Genomic DNA, 18,761 nt, shown 5'->3' on the forward strand with positions numbered 1-18,761 from the left:
TCCTCAATTGATCGAGAAGCCGGGAGCGGGCGCGTCCGGCGTGGTCTTGCGCGACGGATCGGGGGCCGGCGCGGTGACGGGCGGCAGGGCCTTGGGATATTTGCCCTTCTTGCCCGACTTGCCGTCAGCCTGCTGGTCGAGCGCGATGATCTGCGCGTCGTTCGCCATGCGATAGCCGTCCGTCGGCAGCGCGATCCTGTTGTCCGACACCGGCCGCACCAGATAAGGCGTGACGACGATCACCAGCTCATCCTCGTCGCGCTTCCACCCGTTCGAGCGGAAGAGCTGCCCGATGATCGGCAGGTCGCCCAGGAAGGGCGCCTTGTTGACGGAATTGTTGGCATTGTTGTTGAGCAGGCCGCCGATCACGAAGGACTGCCCGGAGCCCAGCTCCACGGTGGTTTCGGTGCGCCGCGTGAGGATGCCGGGCACCGAGATGCTGCCGATCGTCACGCCGTTGGTCTTGTCGAGCTGCGAAACCTCGGGCCGCACGCGCATCGAGATGCGCCCGTCGCCGAGCACCGTCGGCGTGAAGGCGAGGCTGACGCCGTACTGCTTGTACTCGATCGTGGTGACGCCCTGATATTGCGGCACCGGGATCGGGATCTCGCCGCCGGCCAGGAAGCTCGCGGTCTCGCCCGAAAGCGCGGTCAGCGTCGGCTGGGCGAGCGTGGTGGCGAGGCCGTCGGTCTCCGCGAGATCGAGCGCGCTCATGATGTTGAGGCCGGCGAGCGGGCCGGCGAAGTTCAGCACCGAGCCGGTGGTCGGAATGGCGGTTTTCAGCGTATCGGGATCGATCGCCTGCCCCTGTCCGAGGCCGAACTTGAAGCCGCCGGTGGAATCGCTGGTCAGGATGTTGAAGCCGATGCTCTTGTCGAACGAACGGCTCACCTCCGCGAACCGCACCTTCAGCATCACCTGAAGCGGCGTCGCCGTCTTGATGCGGCTGACCACCTGCACGTCCTTGCCGACGAAGGCGGTGACGAGGCGGCTCGCTTCCTCGATGTCATCGGGCGCGGCGACGGTGCCGGTCAGCACGACGAGGCCGTTCATCGGCGTCGCCGTGATCTGCGCCTCGGGCATCGCGATCTTCAGCATCTGGCCGATATTGCCGATGTTCGGGCCGACGCGGACCGAGGTGGAGAAGACCACCGAACCATCCTTCGCCGTGGCGGAAAGCGTCGTCTCGCCGCTGGCCTTGCCGAACACATAGAGGCGGGTGGGCGAGCGGACCTGCACGTCGGCGATCGCGGGATCGGCGATGAACAGGTCGGACATCGGGCGGGGCAGCGTGATGAGCTGGCCGCGCCCGGTGGAGAGCGTGATCGCCTGCCCCGGCGCCACCGCGACGGCCGCGCCGCCGGTGGTGACGTTCGGCATCGGCGCCGTGCGGGCGGTCGCGTGGTGCGGCCGGGCGGCGGCCGGCCAGGCCGCGGCGGGCGCCGACGGCGCGGCGATCAGGCCCAGCGCGAGGGCCGCGGCGAGGGCTGTGCCCGTAGCGCCGTGGCGATAGATCGGCTTCATCGACATTATCACTTCCCCCCCACGGGCGTGTCGGTGACGGTGTTGCCGCGGGCGACGCGAACGACCGGGCCAGCGAAGGCGGGCGCGGCCGGGGCGGCGCTGCCGCCCGCCGCCGGAGCGGCCGTCGCGACCTGCGTGCGCGGCATCGAGGACCGGGCGAAGCGAGACACCTCGCCGCCGGTCGTGAAGGTGGTCTGCGTGTCCTGCGGGCGGCTCGCCATGTCGAGCAGCATCTTGCGCTCGGCCTTCGGGTCCGTGCCGGTGGGGACGTTGATGTCGCCGGCGGCGATCTCCTGCTCCAGCTCCTGCGTGTTGTCCGCGAGCGGGCGCAGCGACAGCGAGAGCGAGCCGAGCTTCTGCGCGACGCCGATCTTCTCCGCCATCTTGGGCGTCACTTCGAGCGTCACCATCGAGAAGTTGCGCACGTCGGTCTTGCCGTCCGACGTCGGCTGATTGTCGGTGCGTTGGTCGGTGGCGAGAACGCGGATGTTGCGGATCATCGTCTCCGATGCGCGGAGCGGCTGGCCGCTGTCGCCATTGGCCTGAACGTCTTGCGTCAGCACGAGGTCGACGCGGTCGCCGGGGAAGACGAAGCCGGCCACGCCGGTCGCGCCGCCCACCGGAACGGTCACGGCGCGCATCCCCGGCGTCAGCGCGGCGGCGAGGAAGCCACGGTCCTGCGGCGAGACGAGCGCGCCCTGGGTCAGCGGCTGGCCGGCGGTGATCTCCGAGCGGACGACCATGCCCGCCATCTTCGCCGGATCGGCATTGGCCTGGCCCTGGACATAATAAGCGCCATCGACCAGATCCTTCGGCCAGGGCTGGAAGCGGAAGGCATCCGGCCCGAGGATCGTGCCGACCGGCAGCGGCTTGGTCGCCACCAGCACCTTCGGCCCGGTCGGGACGGGGGCGGGGGCGGCCAAGACCTGCGGGGCACCGGACGCGCCGAACATGCTCTTCGCCATGATCGCGGTCACTGCGGCGACGAATAACGCGCCGATCAGCAGTGCTAGCTTCTTTCCATCCATGACGTCGTTTGCCCCCTACAGGCCAAGGTCCATCTTGAGCCCGGATTATCCCGTGAAATGGTAAATATATCGTTCGGCTAAAACGGGTGCTGTCGCGGCGGCGATTGCCACGCCATAAGGGATTTCAAGCTGACCCTCGTTTTTCCTTGCCCACTTCCAGATCAGCATTCCGAAGGTGAGCAATCCGCCGCCCAGCGACATCCAGACGATCATTTGGAAGAAGTCCAGGGGCAGCAGCCAGAGCCCCAGCGCGGCGATCAGCTTGACGTCGCCGCCGCCCATCGCGCCCATCGCGAAGGCGCCCATGAACACCAGCAGCGCCGCGCCGCCGAGGGCGAGCTGGATCGCCATCCCCGGCCACGGGCTGAGCCCCGAGGCCCACCACCACAAGGGCGCGGAGAGCGCGATGCCGGCGTTGAGCGGATTCGGAATGATGCGCGAACGGATATCCGTCCACGTCGCGTAGGCGAGTGCGGCGATGAGGCCGCCTGCCATGATTCCGATCAGAACCGTCTGCATGGCTGCGGACACTAGACGGCGGGGCTTGCCAAACCGTAACCAGCCCGGACGATGCCTTTAGACGTTCTCCCCGCCGACTCGATCTTCGACCGCCGCAGGCACCCGGAGGGGATGCGATTCTGGACGTGGAAGGCCGCCGACGGCTGGGCGCATCGCGCCTGGCGCTGGGATGCGGAGGGCCGCCCGCGCGGCAGCCTGCTGTTCCAGTCCGGCCGGGCGGACTTCATCGAGAAATATCTGGAGGCCTGCGATCACTGGCACGGGCGCGGATGGTCCATGGAGGGATTCGACTGGCGCGGGCAGGGTGGTTCGAGGCGTTCCGCGCCCGGCGCATGGGCCGACGACCGGCTGAGCTTCGATCCGCTGATCGACGATCTGATGGCGTTCGCGGCGGACTGGAAGGCCCGGACGCCGGGGCCGCATGTGCTGGTGGCGCACTCGATGGGCGGGCATGTCGCGCTCCGTGCCTGCGCCGAGCGGGGGCTCAGGCTCGATGCGCTGGTGCTGGTGGCGCCGATGCTGGCGCTCGACACGCGGCGAATCCCCGCGCCGCTGGCGCGCGCGATGGTGCGCGGCGCGAAGCTGCTCGGCCTCGGCCATCGCGCGGCGTGGCGGGACGATCCGGCCGATCCGCGCCGCCAGCTCCGGCTCACCGCCAGCCGCGAGCGCTATGAGGATTCGCAATGGTGGAAGCGGCAGGAGCCGGGGCTCGCGCTCGGCCCGCCGAGCTGGAACTGGCTGGGCGCGGCGCTGGCCGGGGCCGCGCGAATCGCCCGGCCGCGCGCGCTGGAAGCGGTGGCGACGCCGGTGCTGCTCGAAGCGGCGGGGCTCGACGTGCTGGTGGACGATGGCGCGATCGCGGAGGCCGCGCGCCGGCTTCCCGAGGCGGAACTGCTGACGCTTCCCACCGCGCGGCACGAGGTGCTGCGCGAGGCCGACGAGAATCGCCTGCCCGCGCTCGCCGCCATCGATGGTTTTCTGGATCGGAAGGCGCCCGCCCGGTGAAGCGCTTCGATATCGTGATCGTCGGCGCCGGGATGGCGGGCGCGAGCCTCGCCGCCGAAGTCGCGCCGTTCGCCTCGGTGGCGATGATCGAGGCCGAGGCGCTGCCCGGCTACCATGCCACCGGCCGCTCCGCTGCCTTCTGGACCGAGAGCTATGGCGGGCCGGGCGTGCAGCCGCTCACCAGCGCGTCGGGGAAATTCCTCGCCGCGCCGCCCGAGGGCTTCTCCGAGCGCGGATTCCTGACGCCGCGCCGCGCCCTGCATCTGGCGGCGGAGGCGGACTTCGCCGCGCTCGATGCCTTCGAGGCGCGTTTCGCCGGGAGCGGCGTGGCGCTGGAGCCGCTCGACGGGGCGGCCATCGCGGCGCTCGTGCCGGGGCTCCGGCCGGGGCCGTGGCGCGGTTTGCTGGAGGCGAGTACGGCGGACATCGACGTGGCTGCGCTCCACGCCGCCTATCTGCGCGCGGCGAAGGCGGCGGGGGCGGAGTTGATCTGCGCCGCGCCGCTGCGTTCCGCGGACCGCGAGGGCGGGCGCTGGCGGATCGACGCGGGCAATGCGCTGACGATCGAGGCGGACGTGCTGGTCAACGCCGCCGGCGCCTGGGCGGACGAGGTGGCGGCCATCGCCGACGCCGCGCCGCTCGGTATCCGGCCTTATCGGCGGACGATCGCGCAGCTTCGGGTGACGCCGCCCGCGCCATCCGCGCTGCCGCTGGTGATCGACGCGGCCGAGCGTTTCTACTTCAAGCCCGAATCGGGCGGCCGGCTCTGGCTCAGCCCGCACGACGAGACCCCGGCACCCGCCGCCGACGCGGCCCCGCACGAGATCGACGTCGCCACCGCCATCGATCGCATGGGCGGCGTGGTGGACTGGCGGGTCGATCGGGTGGAGCGCTCCTGGGCCGGCCTCAGGAGCTTCGCGCCGGATCGCCTGCCGATCTATGGCTTCGCGGAAGACCGGCCGGGCTTCTTCTGGTTCGCGGGGCAGGGCGGGTTCGGCATCCAGACCGCACCGGCCGCGGCCAAGCTCGGCGCGGCGTTGCTGGGGAAGGTGGCGCCCGATCCGATGCTCGCGCATGTCGACGCCGTGCGCTATGCGCCGGGGCGCTTCAGCCGCTAGCAGGCGCGCGGAACACGAAGAAGGCGCCCAGGGCGATCAGCGCGAAGCCGATCGCGTGGTTCCATGTGATCTTCTGCCCGAGATAGAGCACCGAGAATCCGGCGAAGACGGTCAGCGTGATGACCTCCTGCATCGCCTTCAACTGGGCGGCGGAATAGACGTTGCTGCCCATCCGGTTGGCCGGCACCGCCAGCCAATATTCGAAGAAGGCGATCCCCCAGCTCACCAGCACCACCAGCCAGAGCGCCCGGTCCTTATATTTGAGATGGCCGTACCACGCCGTCGTCATGAACAGGTTGGATGCGACCAGCATCAGCGGCGGGAGCAGCCGGGCGAGGAGGGGCGGCATCAGCGCCGCCCGAACTTCAGCGCCTCGGCGCTGGCGAGCTGGTCGACGCGCTCATTCTCGTCATGGCCGGCATGGCCCTTCACCCATTTCCAGTCGATCCGGTGGGGGGCGGCGGCGGCGAGCAGCTCCTGCCACAGCTCGGCATTCTTGACCGGCTTCTTGTCGGCGGTCTTCCAGCCATTCTTGCGCCAGCCGTGTATCCACTTGGTGAGGCCGTCCATCACATAGCGGCTGTCGGTGGTGAGCGTGACGCGGCACGGGCGCTTCAACGCCTGAAGCCCGCGGATCGCGGCGGTCAGCTCCATGCGGTTGTTGGTGGTCTGCGCCTCGCCGCCGGAAAGCTCCTTCTCGGTCGCGCCCATGCGCAGCAGCGCGCCCCAGCCGCCGGGGCCGGGATTGCCCTTGCAGGCGCCGTCGGTGAAGATCGAGACGATGGGAAGCTCTTCGGTCACGCGGTGAACAACTCCGTGCCCCTCGCGGCATAGAAATCGAGCCGGCGCAGGAAGGTGAGGGGGTCTTTCCGCGTGACGAGCGCGTCGGCCGGCGTGTTCAGCCAGTCCCACGCGCGGGTGAGGGTGAAGCGCAGCGCCGATCCGCGCGCCAGCACGGGCAGCGCCGCCCGCTCGGCATCGGAGAGGCCGAAGGCGTCGGCATAGCCGTCGAGCAGGGCACGCCCGATCGCTTCGTCATAGGTCGCGCCATCGGACGAGAAGGCCCAGGCGCTGTGCGTGACGGCGAGATCCCACGCCCGGATTTCGGTGCAGGCGAAATAGAAGTCGATCACCCCCGTCACCGTGTCGCCGAGCATCAGCACATTGTCGGGGAAGAGATCGGCATGGATCACCGAGCGCGGCAGGCCGGCCGGCCAGTGCGCGTCGAGATAGGCGAGTTCCTGGCCGATCCGCGCGGAGAGGCCGGGCTGGATCGCATCCACCGCATCTCCGCAGCGCGCCGCCAGCTCGTGCCAGCCGGGCAGGCCCAGCGTGTTGGGGCGCGTCGGCATGAAATCGGCCAGAGCCGCGTGCATCTGGCCGAGGGCCTCGCCCGCCGCGCGGGCCTGCGCCGCCGTCGGATGCGAGAGCGAGACGCCTTCGAGAAACTCGATCAGGCAGGCCGGACGTCCGGCGACCGTCTGAATCTGCCGCCCCTCACGATCCCTGAGCGCGCGCGGCACGGGCAGCCCGCGATCGGCCAGATGGTCGAGCAGTGCGAGGAAGAAAGGCAGGTCGCCCGCATCCACGCGCTTCTCATAGAGCGTCAGGATGAAGCGTCCGCCCTCGGCCTCGACCAGATAATTGCTGTTCTCGACTCCTTCGGCGATCCCCTTGGCCGAGCGCAGCGCGCCCAGACCATAGGATGCGAGGAGCACGGCCATCTCCTCGGCCGGAACATGCGTGTAGACTGCCATGGAACTTCCCCCAAGATCGCCCTGCCGTCGCCCGTTCAGGCGGCGAGGCCGTGGGGCAGCTTGAACGACATCTTCTCCACCGTGGTGGTGATCTCGCGTTCGCTGATCGCATAGCGTGTCGCGATCTTGGCGACCACCTCGCGCACCAGCACCTCGGGCGCCGACGCGCCGGCGGTGATGCCGAGGATTTTCACGCCCTCGATCCAGTCGAAATCGATCTCCTCGGCGCGCTGGACGAGGCGGGCGCGGGCGCCCTCGCGCTCGGCCACCTCGACGAGGCGGACGGAGTTGGACGAATTGGGCGCGCCGATCACCAGCATCGCATCGCACTCATGCGCGATCGCCTTCACCGCCGCCTGCCGATTCGAGGTGGCGTAGCAGATATCCTCGCCGCGCGGCCCGTGGATGCTCGGGAAGCGGGCCTTCAGCGCCTCCACGATGTCGGCGGTGTCGTCGACCGAGAGCGTCGTCTGGGTGAGGAAGGCGAGATTGTCGGGATCGGCGGGCGCGAGCGCGGCGACATCCTCCATCGTCTCGACCAGCGTCATCGCGCCTTCGGGGAGCTGGCCCAGCGTGCCGATCACTTCCGGGTGGCCGGCATGGCCGATGAAGAGGATATGGCGCCCCTGCTCGGACAGGCGCTCGGCCTGACGGTGGACCTTGGAGACGAGCGGGCAGGTGGCGTCGAGCCAGGTCAGGCCCCGTTCGGTCGCCTTGTTGGGCACCGCCTTGGGCACGCCGTGGGCGGAGAAGACCACGGGCGCGTCGTCGGGCACCTCGTCCAGCTCCTCGACGAAGATCGCGCCCTGCGCCTTCAGCGTATCCACGACATATTTGTTGTGGACGATCTCGTGCCGGACGTAGACCGGCGCGCCGAACTTCTCGATCGCCAACTCGACGATGCGGATGGCCCGATCGACGCCGGCGCAGAATCCGCGGGGCGCCGCGATCAGCAGTTCGAGCGGCGGGAGCCCGGCTTCGGCAGGCGGGCGGGTTTCAATCTGAACGTCGACCATGCCTGTCGAGCCTTACGCGATTGCTTGCCTGCACGAAAGGCGCTTCCTATGATCCGCGCTGTTCCGCGCCGCCCGGCGTGCCTCTAGGATGTATCCCCTTGTCGATCGCCAAGCGTCTGCCGCTCGCCCTCGTCCTTCTGCCGCTGCTGGCCACGGGATGCGCCCATGATAACGAGATCACCGCGATCGGCGGCTCGATCGGCCAGGAGGTGAAGCGCACGAGCTGCCCCGCGGTCGGCGTCGCCGCCTATACGGGCACGGTGACCCTGTTCAACCCGCCGGCGAGCCGCGATTCCAAGGCGATCGACGTGGTCGCCACGCTGACCGACCTCAAGAGCCAGTGCGACGACAGCGACACGGATTCGCCCACGCTCGCCACCAACGCGACCTTCCGCGTGGTCGCCCGCCGCAGCGACAGCCATGGCGCGCGCGACGTCGTGCTGCCTTATTATGCGGTGGTGATCCATGGCGGGGACAAGATCGCCTCCAAGTCGATCAGCCGCATCTCGATCCATTTCGACGATGGCAAGCTGCTGGGCGAAGCGAATGGCCAGGCGAACGCCACCGTCAGCCGCGCGGACGCGACGCTGCCGGAGAACATCCGCAACCGCCTGATCCGCAAGCGCAATGCCGAGGACGTGGATGCCTCGATCGACCCGATGACCGATCCGGGCGTGCGCGCCGCGCTCAACAAGGCGAGCTTCGAATTGCTGGTCGGCTTCCAGCTCACCAACGAGCAGCTCGCCTACAACGCGACCAAGTAAGCGGGCGGCTGGCGGAAAGGGGTACGCCTCTTTCCACAGCAAAGAGCGTGGCCGCTGATTGACTCGAGCGCGGCGCTCGGCCACTCCGCGACTCGCTTCCGGTGGGCGACCGCCGGCTGCACGCGCGGGAGAGTGTGTCGATCGGGCCTGATGGGTCAGGGCGGCGCCGCCGAAGGAGCAACCGCCCCGGAATCTCTCAGGCCACGGGACCGCGCGGGCAGAACAGGGCACTCTGGAAAGCGGGCGGGGGTCGTATGCGGCCAGCCGCCCCACCGAAGGGGTAAGCGACGGCGCTCGCAAGGCGCTTGTCCGCGAAAGCTCTCAGGTTCCGTGACAGAGGGGGCGAGGATGGATGCGACGAATCCCGTCGCCGCCGCCTCGTTCGTATCTGACCGGAGCGCCTGATGACCGACACGAATCCCGAAGCCGACATCGTCGAGAACGCGCCCGAGACGCTGCCGCTCGATGCCTGGCATCGCGCAAAGGGCGGCCGCATGGTCGAGTTCGCCGGCTATCACATGCCCATCCAGTATGAGGGCATCATGGCCGAGCATCTCTGGACCCGCGAGAATGCCGGCCTGTTCGATGTCTCCCATATGGGCCAGCTCGTCTTCACGGCCGAGGAAGAAGGCGTCGATGTCGCCGCCGCGCTGGAGGCGCTGCTCCCGGCCGACGTGAAGGGCCTCGCCGCGGGGCGCCAGCGCTACTCGCTGCTGCTGGCCGAGAATGGCGGCATCCTCGACGATCTGATGGTCACGCATCTGCCGGAGGCGTCGCCCTTCGATGCGCCGGGCGGCTATTACATGGTCGTCAACGGCGCGACCAAGTGGGAGGATATCGGGCATCTGCGCGAATATCTCCCCGACGAGGTGACGCTCTCGCACCTTTACGAGCAGGCGCTGCTGGCGCTTCAGGGGCCGAAGGCGGTGGCGGCGCTCGCCCGCCTCGCGCCGGGTGTCGCGGACCTCACCTTCATGACCGCCGGCGCCTTCACCATCGGCGGCATCGACTGCTGGGTGAGCCGCTCGGGCTATACCGGCGAGGACGGCGTCGAGATTTCTGTCCCGGCCGAGGATGTCGAGGCGCTCGCCAACCTGCTGTGCGAGCAGCCCGAGGTGAAGCCGATCGGCCTCGGCGCGCGCGACTCGCTGCGTCTGGAGGCGGGCCTGCCGCTCTACGGCCATGATCTCGACGAGGAGACGACGCCGGTCGCCGCCGATCTCGGCTTCGCGCTCTCCAAGCGCCGCCGCGAGGAAGGGGGCTTCCCCGGCCACGCCCGCATCATGGCGGAGCGCGAGAACGGTTCGATCCTGAAGCGCGTCGGCCTCGTCGTCGAGGGCCGCCAGCCGGTCCGCGAGGGCGCGGCCGTGCTCGATGCCGAGGGCAATGAGGTCGGCCGCGTGACGTCGGGTGGCCACTCGCCCTCGACCAACCAGCCGATCGCCATGGCCTATGTGCCGCTGGCCTCCGCTCAGGCGGGCGCGAAGATCACGCTCAGCCAGCGCGGCAAGATTTACACCGGCACGGTCACCCCGATGCCGTTCGTCCCCCACCGTTACCATCGCAAGGGAGCTTGATGGCCATGACGACGCTCTATTTCACGCAGGACCATGAGTGGATCGCCGTCGACGGCACCACCGCGACCGTCGGCATCACCGACTATGCGCAATCGCAGCTCGGCGACATCGTGTTCGCCGAAGTGCCGGCCGCCGGCACCAGGGTCGAGAAGGGCAAGGAAGCCGCCGTCGTCGAGTCGGTGAAGGCGGCCTCCGACGTCTATGCGCCGGTGACGGGCGAAGTGATCGAGGGCAATGGCGCGCTCGGTGACGACCCCTCGCTGGTCAACACCGCGCCGGAGAGCGACGGCTGGTTCTTCAAGCTGACGCTCGCCGATCCGTCCGAGCTGGACGGCCTGATGGACGAGGCCGGCTACAAGGCTTTCGTCGACGGCCTGTAATCTCGAATCTCCTTCCTCTCTCCCTTTTCATCGGGGGAGGGAGGAAGGGCTGCCCATTCTCAATCTTACCGGGAAATTGCCGGTTGCGGCGGGGACACTGCCTCCGCTTTTGATGAGGAAGCCCCATTGATGCGTTATCTGCCCCTCCAGCCCGCCGATCGGCAGGCGATGCTGGGCGTGATCGGCGCCGGCTCGGTCGACGACCTGTTCGTCGACGTGCCCGCCGCCGCGCGCCTCTCCGGCCCCGTCCCCGGCCTGCCGATGCACCAGACCGAGCAGCAGGTGGAGCGCCAGCTCAGCCAGCTCGCGCGGATGAACCAGGCGGCGGGCGACCAGCCCTTCTTCCTCGGCGCCGGCGCCTACAGGCATCATGTCCCCGCGAGCGTGGACCACATCATCCAGCGCGGCGAGTTCCTGACCAGCTACACGCCGTACCAGCCCGAAATCGCGCAGGGCACGTTGCAGGCGCTGTTCGAATTCCAGACGCAGGTCGCGCGGCTGTTCGGCTGCGACGTCGCGAACGCCTCCATGTATGACGGCTCGACCGCCTGCTGGGAGGCGATCGTGATGGCGCGCCGCATCACCAGGCGCGGCAAGGCGATCCTCTCGGGTGGTCTGCACCCGCATTATGTCTCCGTCTGCACAACGATGGCCAAGTTCACCGGCGACGTGCTGGAGACCTCGACCCCGCGCCTCGAAGGCACCGCCGAGATGGAGATGGCGCGCCTCATCGCCGCCATCGACAGCGAGACGAGCTGCGTCGTCGTCCAGAACCCCGGCATCCTCGGCCGCGTCGCCGATCTCAGCGAGCTGGCGGAGGCCTGCCACGCCAAGGGCGCGCTGCTGATCGCGGTGGTGACGGAGCCGGTGTCGCTCGGCCTCATCAAGTCGCCGGGCGAGATGGGTGCGGACATCGTCGTGGGCGAGGGCCAGTCGCTGGGCGTCGGCCTGAACTTCGGCGGTCCCTATGTCGGCCTGTTCGCCTGCTCGGACAAGCATGTCCGCCAGATGCCGGGCCGTCTTGCGGGCGAGACGGTGGACGCGGATGGCCAGCGCGGCTTCGTGCTGACGCTCTCGACCCGCGAGCAGCATATCCGCCGCGAGAAGGCGACGTCGAACATCTGCACCAACTCCGGCCTCTGCGCGCTGGCGTTCACGGTGCATATGACGCTGCTGGGCGAGAAGGGGTTGCGCGAGCTGGCGCAGCTCAACCATGCGCTCGCGGTGGAAGCCGCCGACACGCTGGCCAAGGTGCCGGGCGTCACCGTGATGGACGGGGCTTTCTTCAACGAGTTCACGCTGACGCTCCCGAAGGAAGCGCGTCCGGTCGTCCGCCACATGGCGGAGAAGGGCGTGCTCGGCGGCGTGTCGCTCGGCCGCCTCTATCCGGGCGTGAAGGCGCTGGAGAACGGGCTGGTCGTCGCCGTCACCGAGACGACCACCAGGGAAGATGTCGCCGCACTGGCGGCCGCGCTCGAGGAGGCGCTGGCATGACGATCAATCAGTCGGGCTGGCGCCCGGAAGCGCCCGTTCAGGGCGGCCCCGATGCGGCCCCCACCTACACGGGCAACAAGGCCCTGATGCTCGAAGAGCCGCTGCTGTTCGAGATCGGCGGCAGCGACCGCACGGGCGTCGACCTGCCGGAAGCGCCGAAGGTGAAGAGCCGTCTTGGCGGTCTGGAGCGCCTGAAGCCGATCGAGCTTCCGGGCCTCACCGAGCCGGAGGCGGTGCGCCACTACACGCGCCTCAGCCGCCAGAACTACGCGATCGACCTCGGCCTCTTCCCGCTCGGTTCGTGCACGATGAAGCACAATCCGCGCCTCAACGAGAAGATGGCCCGCCTGCCGGGCTTCGCCGATCTCCACCCGCTGACTCCGGTCGACGGCACGCAGGGCGCGCTGGCGCTGATCCATCTCGTCGCCGAGTGGCTGAAGACGCTCACCAACATGCCCGGCATCGCGATGAGCCCCAAGGCGGGCGCGCATGGCGAGCTGTGCGGCCTGCTGGCGATCCGCGCCGCGCATGAGGCGAAGGGCGATGCCCGCAAGATCATCCTCGTGCCCGAGAGCGCGCACGGCACCAACCCGGCGACCGCCGCCTTCGCCGGCTATGCGGTGAAGGGCATCCCGGCGACCGGGGATGGCCGCGTCGATCTGGAGGCTCTGAAGGCCGCGCTCTCGCCCGAGGTGGCGGGCGTGATGATTACCAACCCGAACACCTGCGGCCTGTTCGAGCGCGACATGATCGCGATCTGCGAGGCGGTCCATGGCATCGGCGGCTATGTCTATTGCGACGGCGCCAACTTCAACGCGATCGTCGGCCGCGTGCGTCCGGGCGATCTCGGCGTCGATGCGATGCATATCAACCTGCACAAGACCTTCTCCACCCCGCATGGCGGTGGCGGTCCGGGTTCGGGTCCGGTGGTGTTCTCGCAGGCGCTGGCGCCCTACGCGCCGCTGCCCTTCGTCGAGAAGCATGACGATCGCTATGTCCTCGTCGAGGAGGAGACGGTGGCCGCCGAGGGGCATAGCGACGCCTTCGGCCGCATGGTCGCCTTCCACGGCCAGATGGGCATGTTCGTCCGCGCGGCGGCCTATATGATGAGCCACGGTGCGGATGGCCTGAAGCAGGTGTCGGAAGACGCCGTGCTCTCGGCCAACTACATCCTGCGCTCGCTGGAGGACACGCTGGACGCACCGTTCGCGGCATCCGGCCCCTGTATGCACGAGGCGATCTTCTCGGATGCGGGCTTCGCCGAGGGCTTCTCGACGCTCGATGTGGCGAAGGGGCTGATCGACGAGGGCTTCCACCCGATGACGATGTACTTCCCGCTTGTCGTCCACGGCGCGATGTTGATCGAGCCGACCGAAACCGAGAGCAAGGCCGCGCTCGATCAGTTCATCGGCGCGCTCCGCCATGTGGCGGGGAAGGCCAAGGCGGGCGACGCCGCGCTCAAGGCCGCGCCGGTCCACGCGCCACGCCGCCGCCTCGACGAGACGGCCGCCGCGCGCAAGCCGGTGCTCGTCTGGAAGGAGCCGGTGCAGGCTCGCGCGGCGGAGTAAGGGGTTCGGCCGGGCGGTGCGATGCCGCCCGGCCTCCTCTCCAACCGCTTATTTCTTCGGCGCCGCGCGATGCTTCGCGTGGTGCTTCGCCGTCGCGTGATGGCCCGAGCCGCCCTTCTGGACGCACTTGTCGGTGACGGTGCGCGAGCAGGCCGGCAGATTGCTGTCGTCGGTCGCCGCGGCGGCCGAAGCGGCGGGCTCGGCGGCAGGCGCCGGCGGAGTCGCCGAAGCGTCCGGCGTCATCGGAGCCGTCGTGGTCGGGGCCGACTGGTCGGGCGCGGTCGCATCGGCAGGCGGCGTCGTCGGGGCGGGCGGGGTATCCTGCGCGACGGCGGCGCTGCTCAACGCCAGTGCAGACGCGAAAAGGATCATCTTCATTATCGTTCCTCCAACCGTTGTCGGCGAGTGAACAGGTCTCGCGTGGGGCCTAACCCGGCAGAATAAGGCGGGTTCCATGACAAATTGGTGGGAATGAGCGCGCGCAACCTTGTTGCCAGCCCGGAACGAGGCTGATTCGGGCGCGAAACGAGACGTTCGGCCGTCCGAAAATATTTCGATGGCAGCGGCGGCGCGGGTGGTGGGTCCGATGGGACTCGAACCCATGACCTCTCGATTAAAAGTCGCTTGCTCTACCGACTGAGCTACGGACCCATGCCGCGCCGCCGCGTGGCCGTCCCTATTGGTCTCGGGGCCGGCGGTCAACCGGTCGCGGCTTGCGGCGGCGCGCTTCGAGCTGGCGGAGCGTGTGGCAGGCGATCGGGTGGCGCCAGCCGGGCGCCATGGCGGCGGCGGGAGCCAGCGCGAAATCGCGGAAAGGCAGCGCGACGTGCGGCACCGCGAGCCGCCCTGAGAAGGCGCGACGGGGCAGCGGCGGCCATGCCCCCCCCGACCATACCAATATATCGAGATCGATCACCCGCGCGCCCCAGCGTTGCCCGCGCCGCCGCCCGAAGGCGCGCTCGACTCGCTTGAGCAGGGCGAGCAGGGCGGGCGGCGCGAGATCGCTCTCCATCAGCACGGCGGCATTGGCGAAATCGCGGATGCTGGGGCCGAGTGCGGGGGTGCGCAGGATGGCGCTCCTGGCCCGGATCGTCAGCCCCTGCGCAGCCAGCGCCCCGATCGCGGCGGCGAGGACGGCGCGCGGCCGGCCGTGCGTCCCGTGCGGGCGGTTCGAGCCGAGGCCGATGACATAACTTGCCGATCCCATCCCCCAGCGCCTATCGCCGGGCGATGCGTGTTGAAACCCCCGATCTCGTCGCCGCCGAACCTTCGCCCGATTGCCCGCTCTGCCCCCGGCTGGCGGCGTTGCGCGCGGAGCAGCGTGCGCTCCACCCGGATTGGTTCAACGCGCCCGTGCCTTCGTTCGGCGATCCCGAGGCGTGGCTCGCGATCGTCGGGCTGGCGCCGGGGATGCAGGGCGCCAACCGCACCGGGCGGCCCTTCACCGGCGATTTCTCCGGCCCGCTGCTTTACGGGACGCTGGCGAAATTCGGCCTGTCCGAAGGCACCTATGCGGGAACGCCCGACGATGGCGTGACGTTGAAGGGAGCGATCATCGTCAGCGCAGTGCGCTGCCTGCCGCCGCAGAACAAGCCGACGCCGGAGGAGATCCGCACCTGCCGCCAGTTCCTCGAACCCGCGCTCGATGCGCTGCCCAACCTCAAGGTGGTGGTGACGCTCGGCCAGATCGCGCACCAGTCGGCGGTGAAGGCGCTGGGCGGCAAGCTGCCGAAGATGCCCTTCGCGCATCTGGCGGAACATCGCGTGCCGTCCGGGATCAGGCTCATCGATAGCTATCATCCGTCGCGCTACAACCAGAACACCGGCGTCATCACCGCGCCGCTGTTCGAGACGGTGTTCGAGCGGGCGCTGGCCCTCCGGCAGGCGGGATAAGGCGCGCCATGGTCCACCTGACGCTGGCGATCGCGGATTTCATGATGATCCTGATTACCGCCGCCTTGTGGGCGGCGGCGTCGGCGGGAGGCGTGATCCTGCTGGGCCTCGCGGCGCTGGGGGGCACCTTCTGGGCGGTGCGGCGGCTGGTGCGCCGCCGCGACTGACATCCTCCCCGCTCGGCGGGGAGGATATTCGGGCCTCAGATGTCCTGGACGAGGCGGCCGTACAGTTCCGGCCGGCGATCGCGGAAGAAGCCGAAGGCGGCGCGATGGCGCTTCACCTGGGCGAGGTCGACGGTCGCGACCAGCACGCCCGTCTCGTCCTTGCCGAACTCGGCCAGCATGTCGCCGCGCTCGTCGCAGATGAAGCTGTTGCCGTAGAAGATCTGGCCTTCCTCGTTGCCGATGCGGTTCGAGGCCACCACCGGCACGACATTCGACACCGCATGGCCGATCATCGCACGGCGCCACAGGCGGCTGGTGTCGAGATCGGGGTCGTGCGGCTCGGTGCCGATCGCGGTCGGGTAGAACAGCACTTCCGCGCCCATCAGCATCATCGCGCGAGCCGTCTCTGGGTACCACTGGTCCCAGCAGACGCCGACGCCGACGGTCGCGGGCGCGACGTTCGGCCACACCTTGAAGCCGGTGTTGCCGGGACGGAAATAGAATTTCTCCTCATAGCCGGGGCCGTCCGGGATATGGCTCTTGCGATAGACGCCCTGGATCGCGCCATCCGGGCCGATCATCGCCAGCGAGTTGTAATGGTGCGGGCCATCCGCCTCGAAGAAGCTGGTCGGGATCGCGACGTTCAGCTCGGCGGCGAGCTTCTGCATCGCCAGCACCGCCGGATGCGAATGGGTCGGGCGGGCGTGTACGAAATAGCCTTCGTCCTCGACGCGGCAGAAATAGGGGCCTTCGAACAGCTCCGGCGGCAGGATCACCTGCGCCCCCCTGCCCGCCGCCTCGCGGACGAGTTCGGAGACGTTGGCGATGTTGGCGGCCTCGTCATCGGAAAAGGCGAGCTGCATGGCAGCGACGGTGATCGTGGTCATGTGCGGGTCTCTTCTAAAGGCGGACGCCGAAGCGGGCGGCGATCAGGACGGTGGCGAGATAGGCGAAGATGGTCAGCGCGCAACCCATGGCGAGCGCCGGCCAGAAATCCACGCCGCGCCGAAGCAGCGCCGGGATCAGCAGAAACATCGGCAGCGAAGGGAGGACGTACCAGAAGGTCGCCTCCGCGTGCGCCGCCATGTTCTCCGCATCCGGTCGGTCGTGCCACAGCCAGATCATGCCCAGCACCGAGACGAGCGGCAGCGAGGCGATCAGCGCGCCGGCCGCGGGCAGGCGCCGCGCCACCGTCGAGACGGCGGCCACGATCACGCCCGAGAGCAGCGCCCTGATCCAGAAGGCGAGCATCAGCCCGCGGACGGAATCTGCTGCGAGATGCAGTGCAGGCTGCCGCCGCCGGTCAGCAGATGGTCGGCGCGGACCCCCACGGCGGAACGTCCGGGGAAGAGCGCCCCGATCGCGGCCACCGCCGCATCGTCGTTGGGCGCGCCATAGACAGGCACCACTACCGCCGCGTTGCCGATATAGAAGTTCATGTAGGAGGCGGGCACCACATCGCCCTCCTCGTTGGCGACGCGGCCGGGGGAAGGGATGGCGACCACCTCGATGCCCATCGCCTCGGCGCGGGCCTTCGCGTCGGCGAAGACGGCGGCATTGGGATCGTCCTCACCCGCCGAGACGGGCAGCGCCAGCCGGTTCGGCCCGACGAAGCGGGCGAGATTGTCGACATGGCCGTCAGTGTGATCGTTGGCGAGGCCATCGCCCAGCCACAGCACGCGGGTGAGGCCGAGGTCGCCAGCGAGGCGGGCTTCGATCTCGGCGCGGGTCATGTCGGGGTTGCGGTTGGGGTTGAGCAGGCACTGCTCGGTGGTGACGACAAGGCCGGTGCCGTCCGTGTCGATCGCGCCGCCTTCCAGCACCCAGTCGCAGCCGGTGACGGCGAGCTTGCGCGTCGCCGCGAGCAGGCCGCCAATCTCCTCGTCGCCGGGCAGATCATATTTGCCGCCCCAATAGTTGAAGCCGAAATCGCGCGCGGCGATGGCCCCGTTTGATGCGACGAGGATCGGCCCGGTGTCGCGCAGCCACACGTCGCCGAACGGGCGGACCAGCACCTCGGCGAAATCGCCCGCCATCACGGTGGCGGCGGCGCCGGCATCCTCATCGGCGGCGACGAGGATGGGCTTCTCGCCGAAGCCATCGGCCCACACCGCGCGGGCGAAGGCGACGACTTCCTCGCGCGCTGCGCCCAGATCCTCCAGCCACAGCTCGGGATGGCTCGGGAAACCGATCCAGACGGCATCGTGACGAGCCCATTCGGGCGGCTGGCGGAAGGTCATGGGGCGTCCTTGGGAGAGGGGAGGGTTGCCGGCTCTTTTACAGGGCGGCCGCGCCCCGGCAATCATGCTTGCGATGCCGCCCGGATTGTCGTGCCTGCCGGCTACTGCATGCCGAGATGACCGCGCAGGAAACCGTCTGCCTTGGCCAGCATATCGGCGCGCGCCTTGCTGTCGTCGAGCTGGTGATCCAGCCCCTTGAAGACGATCAGTTCGCTCGATTTGCCGGCTCGTTTCAGCGCCTTGTCCATCGTGCGGGATTCCTCGATGGCGACATTGATGTCCTGGTCACCGTGGAACATCAGCACCGGCGCCTGAAAGCGATCGGCATGGCGGGCGGGCGAGCCTTCCGCGATATGCGGGCCATCGCCGATGAAGCGCGCGACAAGCCGGGAGTTGGTATAGTTCTGAGCCTCGCTCTTCATCATGCCGAGGTCCGTCACGGGCGCGATCGCGACAATGGCCTTGAACAGCGCGGGATCGACCACGTTTGCCTGAAGTGCCGCATAGCCGCCATAGGACCAGCCGACGATCGCCATCTTGGCCGGATCGGCGATGCCCTCCTTCTCCAGCCAGCGCGCGCCGTCGGTGATGTCGCCTATCGCGGTCTTCCAGCTCTTGAAGCCGTTCTGGACGTACCATGCGTCGCCATAGCCGGACGAACCGCGGAACTCGGGCTGAAGCACCGCGAAGCCGCGCTGGGCGAAATATTGG

Annotated in this window: 21 protein-coding genes, 1 tRNA gene, 1 pseudogene and 2 riboswitches; of the genes and pseudogenes, 9 read left to right on the forward strand and 14 right to left on the reverse strand. The window is 69.0% G+C overall.

Translation table 11 applies throughout. From position 1 onward, the window contains the following. Positions 1–3: 3 nt before the first annotated feature. From FHS98_RS00350 to FHS98_RS00360, 3 genes are read right to left on the reverse strand one after another with little or no spacing between them, the layout of a single operon-like run. A complete protein-coding gene (locus FHS98_RS00350; protein WP_167098159.1) occupies positions 4–1,530 on the reverse strand; it encodes a type II and III secretion system protein family protein in 1,527 nt (508 codons plus the stop codon). A 2-nt stretch (positions 1,531–1,532) separates the two neighbouring features. Further along, a complete protein-coding gene (gene cpaB, locus FHS98_RS00355) occupies positions 1,533–2,552 on the reverse strand; it encodes a Flp pilus assembly protein CpaB (protein WP_167098162.1) in 1,020 nt (339 codons plus the stop codon). A gap of 45 nt (positions 2,553–2,597) precedes the next feature. Beyond that, on the reverse strand, positions 2,598–3,071 hold the full coding sequence (locus FHS98_RS00360) for an A24 family peptidase (RefSeq protein WP_167098165.1): 474 nt from the start codon (positions 3,069–3,071) through the stop codon (positions 2,598–2,600). Between the two features lie 51 nt (positions 3,072–3,122). On the opposite strand from FHS98_RS00360, the gene FHS98_RS00365 reads away from it, so the two are divergent. Both FHS98_RS00365 and FHS98_RS00370 read left to right on the forward strand, forming a co-directional pair. Beyond that, on the forward strand, positions 3,123–4,076 hold the full coding sequence (locus FHS98_RS00365) for an alpha/beta hydrolase (RefSeq protein WP_167098168.1): 954 nt from the start codon (positions 3,123–3,125) through the stop codon (positions 4,074–4,076). Continuing rightward, the gene (locus tag FHS98_RS00370) at positions 4,073–5,194 is read left to right on the forward strand and encodes an FAD-dependent oxidoreductase (protein ID WP_167098171.1); all 1,122 of its coding nucleotides are present in this window, start codon (positions 4,073–4,075) and stop codon (positions 5,192–5,194) included. The genes FHS98_RS00365 and FHS98_RS00370 overlap by 4 nt, the downstream gene beginning before the upstream one ends. Here the strand turns inward: FHS98_RS00370 and FHS98_RS00375 are convergent. Genes FHS98_RS00375 through ispH form a run of 4 tightly spaced genes read right to left on the reverse strand, consistent with a single transcriptional unit; the run spans position 5,184 to position 7,967 of the window. Continuing rightward, entirely contained in the window at positions 5,184–5,543 is a 360-nt protein-coding gene (locus FHS98_RS00375) for a DMT family protein (RefSeq protein ID WP_167098174.1), read from the reverse strand. The two genes, FHS98_RS00370 and FHS98_RS00375, sit on opposite strands and share 11 nt — an antisense overlap. Next, positions 5,543–5,995 carry a ribonuclease HI gene (rnhA, locus tag FHS98_RS00380; RefSeq protein ID WP_167098177.1) on the reverse strand — a complete coding sequence of 151 codons (453 nt, stop codon included), beginning with the start codon at positions 5,993–5,995 and terminating at the stop codon, positions 5,543–5,545. The genes FHS98_RS00375 and rnhA overlap by 1 nt, the downstream gene beginning before the upstream one ends. After that, on the reverse strand, positions 5,992–6,951 hold the full coding sequence (thrB, locus tag FHS98_RS00385) for a homoserine kinase (protein WP_167098180.1): 960 nt from the start codon (positions 6,949–6,951) through the stop codon (positions 5,992–5,994). The genes rnhA and thrB overlap by 4 nt, the downstream gene beginning before the upstream one ends. 35 nt (positions 6,952–6,986) lie before the next feature. Continuing rightward, entirely contained in the window at positions 6,987–7,967 is a 981-nt protein-coding gene (gene ispH, locus FHS98_RS00390; RefSeq protein WP_167098183.1) for a 4-hydroxy-3-methylbut-2-enyl diphosphate reductase, read from the reverse strand. Between the two features lie 98 nt (positions 7,968–8,065). On the opposite strand from ispH, the gene FHS98_RS00395 reads away from it, so the two are divergent. The 5 genes from FHS98_RS00395 (at position 8,066) to gcvPB (ending at position 13,750) form a co-directional block, all read left to right on the forward strand. Then, positions 8,066–8,731, forward strand: a complete 666-nt coding sequence (locus tag FHS98_RS00395) for a hypothetical protein (RefSeq protein ID WP_167098186.1) — start codon at positions 8,066–8,068, stop codon at positions 8,729–8,731. 115 nt (positions 8,732–8,846) lie between these two features. Then, a riboswitch (glycine riboswitch) is annotated at positions 8,847–8,953 on the forward strand. After that, positions 8,954–9,078: riboswitch (glycine riboswitch) on the forward strand. Positions 9,079–9,135: 57 nt separating this feature from the next. After that, positions 9,136–10,308, forward strand: coding sequence for a glycine cleavage system aminomethyltransferase GcvT (gcvT, locus tag FHS98_RS00400; protein ID WP_167098189.1), 1,173 nt, complete (start codon positions 9,136–9,138; stop codon positions 10,306–10,308). Then, a complete protein-coding gene (gene gcvH / locus FHS98_RS00405; protein WP_425057321.1) occupies positions 10,308–10,688 on the forward strand; it encodes a glycine cleavage system protein GcvH in 381 nt (126 codons plus the stop codon). Before gcvT ends, gcvH begins: the two co-directional genes overlap by 1 nt. A 129-nt stretch (positions 10,689–10,817) precedes the next feature. Next, entirely contained in the window at positions 10,818–12,182 is a 1,365-nt protein-coding gene (gene gcvPA / locus FHS98_RS00410; RefSeq protein WP_167098195.1) for an aminomethyl-transferring glycine dehydrogenase subunit GcvPA, read from the forward strand. Beyond that, the gene (gene gcvPB, locus FHS98_RS00415; protein ID WP_167098198.1) at positions 12,179–13,750 is read left to right on the forward strand and encodes an aminomethyl-transferring glycine dehydrogenase subunit GcvPB; all 1,572 of its coding nucleotides are present in this window, start codon (positions 12,179–12,181) and stop codon (positions 13,748–13,750) included. The genes gcvPA and gcvPB overlap by 4 nt, the downstream gene beginning before the upstream one ends. Before the next feature lie 48 nt (positions 13,751–13,798). On the opposite strand, the gene FHS98_RS00420 is transcribed toward gcvPB, so the two are convergent. The 3 genes from FHS98_RS00420 to folK all read right to left on the reverse strand — a co-directional run bounded on the left by FHS98_RS00420 (position 13,799) and on the right by folK (position 14,957). Next, on the reverse strand, positions 13,799–14,128 hold the full coding sequence (locus FHS98_RS00420) for a hypothetical protein (protein WP_167098201.1): 330 nt from the start codon (positions 14,126–14,128) through the stop codon (positions 13,799–13,801). A gap of 197 nt (positions 14,129–14,325) precedes the next feature. After that, positions 14,326–14,401, reverse strand: a tRNA-Lys gene (locus tag FHS98_RS00425). Positions 14,402–14,426: 25 nt separating this feature from the next. After that, positions 14,427–14,957 (reverse strand): 2-amino-4-hydroxy-6-hydroxymethyldihydropteridine diphosphokinase, encoded by a 531-nt coding sequence (folK, locus tag FHS98_RS00430; RefSeq protein WP_167098204.1) that lies wholly within the window; start codon positions 14,955–14,957, stop codon positions 14,427–14,429. A 23-nt stretch (positions 14,958–14,980) separates the two neighbouring features. Between folK and FHS98_RS00435 the strand changes: the two genes are divergently transcribed. Together FHS98_RS00435 and FHS98_RS00440 are read left to right on the forward strand one after the other, a co-directional pair. After that, complete coding sequence (locus FHS98_RS00435; protein WP_167098207.1) at positions 14,981–15,643, forward strand: uracil-DNA glycosylase; 663 nt, start codon at positions 14,981–14,983, stop codon at positions 15,641–15,643. A gap of 8 nt (positions 15,644–15,651) precedes the next feature. Then, the gene (locus tag FHS98_RS00440; RefSeq protein ID WP_167098210.1) at positions 15,652–15,810 is read left to right on the forward strand and encodes a hypothetical protein; all 159 of its coding nucleotides are present in this window, start codon (positions 15,652–15,654) and stop codon (positions 15,808–15,810) included. Between the two features lie 35 nt (positions 15,811–15,845). On the opposite strand, the gene aguB is transcribed toward FHS98_RS00440, so the two are convergent. The 4 genes and pseudogenes from aguB to FHS98_RS18720 all read right to left on the reverse strand — a co-directional run. Further along, positions 15,846–16,697, reverse strand: a complete 852-nt coding sequence (gene aguB, locus FHS98_RS00445) for an N-carbamoylputrescine amidase (RefSeq protein ID WP_167098212.1) — start codon at positions 16,695–16,697, stop codon at positions 15,846–15,848. A 13-nt stretch (positions 16,698–16,710) separates the two neighbouring features. Then, positions 16,711–17,061 (reverse strand): DUF3147 family protein, encoded by a 351-nt coding sequence (locus FHS98_RS00450; protein WP_167098215.1) that lies wholly within the window; start codon positions 17,059–17,061, stop codon positions 16,711–16,713. Continuing rightward, positions 17,061–18,050, reverse strand: a complete 990-nt coding sequence (locus FHS98_RS00455) for an agmatine deiminase family protein (protein WP_167098218.1) — start codon at positions 18,048–18,050, stop codon at positions 17,061–17,063. Before FHS98_RS00455 ends, FHS98_RS00450 begins: the two co-directional genes overlap by 1 nt. 101 nt (positions 18,051–18,151) lie before the next feature. Next, positions 18,152–18,751 (reverse strand): annotated as a pseudogene (locus tag FHS98_RS18720) (alpha/beta hydrolase family protein); the annotation flags it as partial. Between the last annotated feature and the right edge of the window lie 10 nt (positions 18,752–18,761).

The sequence above is a fragment of the Sphingomonas oligoaromativorans genome, assembly GCF_011762195.1.
Classification (GTDB): domain Bacteria; phylum Pseudomonadota; class Alphaproteobacteria; order Sphingomonadales; family Sphingomonadaceae; genus Solisphingomonas; species Solisphingomonas oligoaromativorans.

What these genes read in the sequence shown, in the direction of transcription:
- FHS98_RS00350 (WP_167098159.1), bottom strand. Translation starts at nt 1,530, where the DNA reads ATGTCGATGAAGCCGATCTATCGCCACGGCGCTACGGGCACAGCCCTC.
- cpaB (WP_167098162.1), bottom strand. Translation starts at nt 2,552, where the DNA reads ATGGATGGAAAGAAGCTAGCACTGCTGATCGGCGCGTTATTCGTCGCC.
- FHS98_RS00360 (WP_167098165.1), bottom strand. Translation starts at nt 3,071, where the DNA reads ATGCAGACGGTTCTGATCGGAATCATGGCAGGCGGCCTCATCGCCGCA.
- FHS98_RS00365 (WP_167098168.1), top strand. Translation starts at nt 3,123, where the DNA reads ATGCCTTTAGACGTTCTCCCCGCCGACTCGATCTTCGACCGCCGCAGG.
- FHS98_RS00375 (WP_167098174.1), bottom strand. Translation starts at nt 5,543, where the DNA reads ATGCCGCCCCTCCTCGCCCGGCTGCTCCCGCCGCTGATGCTGGTCGCA.
- thrB (WP_167098180.1), bottom strand. Translation starts at nt 6,951, where the DNA reads ATGGCAGTCTACACGCATGTTCCGGCCGAGGAGATGGCCGTGCTCCTC.
- ispH (WP_167098183.1), bottom strand. Translation starts at nt 7,967, where the DNA reads ATGGTCGACGTTCAGATTGAAACCCGCCCGCCTGCCGAAGCCGGGCTC.
- gcvT (WP_167098189.1), top strand. Translation starts at nt 9,136, where the DNA reads ATGACCGACACGAATCCCGAAGCCGACATCGTCGAGAACGCGCCCGAG.
- gcvH (WP_425057321.1), top strand. Translation starts at nt 10,308, where the DNA reads ATGGCCATGACGACGCTCTATTTCACGCAGGACCATGAGTGGATCGCC.
- gcvPA (WP_167098195.1), top strand. Translation starts at nt 10,818, where the DNA reads ATGCGTTATCTGCCCCTCCAGCCCGCCGATCGGCAGGCGATGCTGGGC.
- gcvPB (WP_167098198.1), top strand. Translation starts at nt 12,179, where the DNA reads ATGACGATCAATCAGTCGGGCTGGCGCCCGGAAGCGCCCGTTCAGGGC.
- FHS98_RS00420 (WP_167098201.1), bottom strand. Translation starts at nt 14,128, where the DNA reads ATGAAGATGATCCTTTTCGCGTCTGCACTGGCGTTGAGCAGCGCCGCC.
- folK (WP_167098204.1), bottom strand. Translation starts at nt 14,957, where the DNA reads ATGGGATCGGCAAGTTATGTCATCGGCCTCGGCTCGAACCGCCCGCAC.
- FHS98_RS00435 (WP_167098207.1), top strand. Translation starts at nt 14,981, where the DNA reads ATGCGTGTTGAAACCCCCGATCTCGTCGCCGCCGAACCTTCGCCCGAT.
- FHS98_RS00440 (WP_167098210.1), top strand. Translation starts at nt 15,652, where the DNA reads ATGGTCCACCTGACGCTGGCGATCGCGGATTTCATGATGATCCTGATT.
- aguB (WP_167098212.1), bottom strand. Translation starts at nt 16,697, where the DNA reads ATGACCACGATCACCGTCGCTGCCATGCAGCTCGCCTTTTCCGATGAC.
- FHS98_RS00450 (WP_167098215.1), bottom strand. Translation starts at nt 17,061, where the DNA reads ATGCTCGCCTTCTGGATCAGGGCGCTGCTCTCGGGCGTGATCGTGGCC.
- FHS98_RS00455 (WP_167098218.1), bottom strand. Translation starts at nt 18,050, where the DNA reads ATGACCTTCCGCCAGCCGCCCGAATGGGCTCGTCACGATGCCGTCTGG.